The 408-nt window shown below is 40.7% G+C and carries 1 pseudogene; it reads right to left on the bottom strand.

The features are described 5' to 3' along the window. Window positions 1–408, bottom strand: a pseudogene (locus ADH54_RS09920) (hypothetical protein); the annotation flags it as partial.

Below are 408 nucleotides of genomic sequence, written 5' to 3'. Positions count from 1 at the left end.
TCTGTGTCTTCGGGAGCTTCTTTATAGTCCGTCGCGACAGAACCTCTTTCGAGTTGAACATCTGTCACATAGAGATTGATAGTCTTATCTTTTTCCCCAAACAGCATCAAGTTCAGATTCTCGACATCGTCCGATAAAGTAAACGTAAATGTGAAACGCTTGTACTTCGAAGTTATTTGCGGGCTTGGTATATTTTGCCACTCTTGCCCAATAATGTTTTTGTTTTTGATGTAGTGTAAAGCGACTCTCAAACCGCTATTGCTATCACCACCATCTTTCGAAACAAGAAGAGATACACTCACTTTCTCACCTCGAACACCATCAAATGCAAAAGTCTGTTGTAGACCAAAGAAATTAGCGATATTCTGCGAGTCGTGGAAGAAATGAACTCCTGGACGATTTCGATTA

This window comes from Streptococcus pseudopneumoniae (assembly GCF_001072315.1).
Classification (GTDB): Bacteria; Bacillota; Bacilli; order Lactobacillales; family Streptococcaceae; genus Streptococcus; species Streptococcus pseudopneumoniae_R.
The sequence above is the reverse complement of the archived record's forward strand: the minus strand, read 5'-3'. Positions and strand labels throughout refer to the sequence as shown.